Here is a 3,338-nt window from a genome sequence, read left to right on the forward strand (position 1 = left end):
CCCCACATCAACCAGATCCAGATCCGGATTCCGGTCCGCGAAGGTCCGTAGCCGTACGGCCTGTGCCCGCAAACCCGCCTCGTCGCCTGCGGAGAACACCCAGGGAATCGCCGGTAGTTCGTTCCGTTCCGGCCTTTGCTCAGGTTCACCCGCCATGTCGGGGGCCTGCTCAAGAATCACATGGGCGTTGGTGCCGCTCGCCCCGAACGACGAGACACCCGCCCGACGCGGCCGCCCCGCCTCCGGCCAGCCCGTGTGCTCCCCCAAGAGCTCCACCGCGCCGGTGGACCAATCCACATGCGGTGTCGGCTCGTCGATATGCAGACTCTGCGGCAGCACCCCATGCCGCATCGCCATCACCATCTTGATCACACCGGCCACACCGGCGGCCGCCTGCGTATGACCGATATTCGACTTCACCGACCCCAACCACAACGGCCGATCCGGATCCCGGTCCTGGCCGTAGGTGGCCAGCAGCGCCTGCGCCTCGATCGGATCGCCCAGCGTCGTACCCGTACCGTGCGCCTCCACCGCATCGACGTCCTGGGCGTTGAGCCCGGCGTTTGCCAGCGCCTGACGGATCACCCGCTGCTGCGACGGACCATTCGGCGCGGTCAAACCATTCGACGCACCATCCTGATTCACCGCACTACCCCGCACCACCGCCAACACCTGATGCCCATTCCGCTCGGCATCCGACAGCCGCTCCACCAGCAGCAGCCCAACACCCTCCGACCAACCCGTCCCATCCGCACCAGCGGCAAAGGGCTTGCACCGGCCATCCGGCGCGAGTCCGCCCTGGCGGGTGAACTCAACGAAGACCTGCGGAGTCGCCAGTACGGTGACTCCACCCGCGAGTGCCAGCGAGCACTCCCCGCGCCGTAGCGACTCGGTCGCCAGATGCAGCGCCACCAGTGATGAGGAGCAGGCCGTGTCCACCGTCAGGGCAGGCCCTTCCAGGCCGAACGTATAGGCGAGCCGCCCCGACGCCACACTGCCCGCGATGCCTGTGCCCAGATAGCCCTCTACGTCCTCCGGGACGTCGGTGAGCCACGAACCGTAGTCGTGGTACATCACGCCTGTGAAGACGCCCGTCCGGCTGCCTTTGAGCGTGTCCGGGGCGATTCCCGCCCGCTCGAACACCTCCCAGGCCGCCTCGAGCAGCAGCCGCTGCTGCGGATCCATCGCGGTCGCCTCGCGCGGCGAGATCCCGAAGAATCCGGCATCGAACTCGGCCGCGTCGTAAAGGAATCCGCCGTCCCGGGCGTTCGAGGCACCGGCGCCGCCCTTGGCGCCGGAAAAGGTGGCCAGGTCCCAGCCCCGGTCCGTGGGCAGCGCGGAGACCGCGTCGGTGGCCGAGTGGACCAGGTGCCACAGGTCCTCGGGGGACTCGACACCGCCGGGGAAGCGGCAGCTCATGCCCACGATCACGATCGGCTCGTCGTCAACAGCCGACACCGGCGCGATCGGCGCGGCGGTCGGCAGGGAGCCCCCTACCTCGGCCAGCACCCGCTCGGCCAGCAGCCGGGGCGTGGGGTGGTCGAAGACCGCGGTGGCGGGCAGCCGTATGCCGGTGGCGGCGCTGATCCGGTTGCGCAGTTCCACCGCGGTCAGCGAATCGAAGCCGATCTCCTGGAAGGTCCGCGAGATGTCGACCGACTCCGCGGAGGCATGGCCCAGAACGCCGGCCACATGTTCCCGCACCAGGCGCATGACCTGGTGCTGCCTTTCGGCCTCTGTCACCCCGGCGAGTTGGTGCCGCAATCCGGCCGGAGTGCGCCCGGAGTCGGCTGCCCTGCGGACGGGAGCGGTGACCAGTCCGCTCAGGATCGAGGGCAATGTGCCCGCGGCGGCCTGGTCCCGCAACGCGGGCAGGTTCAGGGGTGTGGCCAGCACCATCGGCTCGTCGGCGGCGAGCGCCGCGTCGAACAGATCCAGTCCTTGTGCGCTGCTGATGCTGGCCCCCACGGACCGGGAGATCCTCGACAACTGCACCTCGGCCAGGCCCGCGGTCAGTTCGCTGCGCTCCTCCCAGAAACCCCACGCGATCGACACCGCGGGCAGTCCCCGCCCCCGACGGTGAACCGCCAGCGCGTCCAGGAACCCATTCGCCGCCGCGTAACCGCCCTGGCCCGCGTTGCCCAACACACCCGCCGCCGACGAGAACAACACGAACGCCGACAGGTCCAGCCCACGCGTCAGCTCATGCAGATGCCAAGCACCCCGCGCCTTCGCCCCCATCACCCCACACAACCGACCCGTGTCCAACGAACCGATCACCCCGTCATCCACCGCACCCGCCGCATGCACCACCACCCGCAACCCCTCAATCGACCCCAGCAACTCCGCCACCGCACTCCGATCCGCCACATCACACGCCACCACCCGCACCCGCGCATCCAACCCCTCCAACTCCCCCACCAAAGCCCCCACGCCCGGCGCACCCGCCCCCCGACGGCTCACCAACACCAACTCACCCACCCCATAAGCCGACACCAGATGACGCGCCACCAACCCACCCAGCAACCCCGTGCCACCCGTCACCAACGCCACACCCGAGCCCAACCCCCCACGCACCACATCACCAGTCGCACCGACACCCACACCCACCAGGCGCGGCACCCACACCCGACCCGCACGCACCGCCACCTGCCACTCCCCCAGCCCCATCACATCCGGAACCACATCCATGTCCCCATCGGCATCCACCAGCACAAACCGTCCCGGATGCTCCGACTGCGCCGACCGCACCAACCCCCACACCGCACCACCGCCCACATCCTCCACACCCTCGCCACCCACCGACACCGCACCCCGCGTCACCACCACCAACCGCGAGCCCTCAAACCGCTCCTCCACCACCCACGCCCGCAGAACCTCCAACACACCCGCCACATCAACCCCGGTCAACACCACGCAGTCCGGCACCACCCCACCAGCAGCCACCTCACCCCACTCCACGAACGACCCCACCGAACACACTCCCGCATCCACCCACTCCACCCGATGAAGCACATCGCGGTCGCCGATCTCGGCTTTCGCGAGCTGTCCCTCCGTAACCGGGCGGAGGACGAGGGAGTCCACGGACAGCACCGCCTCGCCCGCCTCATCGGTCACCCTCAGCGACACCGTGTCCGGCCCGGCGGGCGTCAGCGTCATCCGGACAGCGGATGCGCCGACCGCGTACAGCCTGACCCCGCTCCAGGAGAACGGCAGGTACGCCCGGCCGTCGTCGCTGATCAGGCCGCCCAATCCGACGCCGTGCAGCGCCGCGTCGAGCAGCGCGGGATGGACGGCGCAGCGGGCCGCATCGCCCCGCGCCTCCGCCGGTAGCACCG

The 3,338-nt window shown here is 69.6% G+C and carries 1 protein-coding gene; it reads right to left on the reverse strand.

Annotated elements, in window-relative coordinates; all coding sequences use genetic code 11:
- A partial coding sequence (locus NP777_RS46615; RefSeq protein ID WP_256656281.1) for a type I polyketide synthase occupies positions 1–3,338 on the reverse strand: 3,338 nt, incomplete at both ends.

The organism is Streptomyces rugosispiralis (assembly GCF_024505145.1).
Taxonomy (GTDB): Bacteria; Actinomycetota; Actinomycetes; order Streptomycetales; family Streptomycetaceae; genus Streptomyces; species Streptomyces rugosispiralis.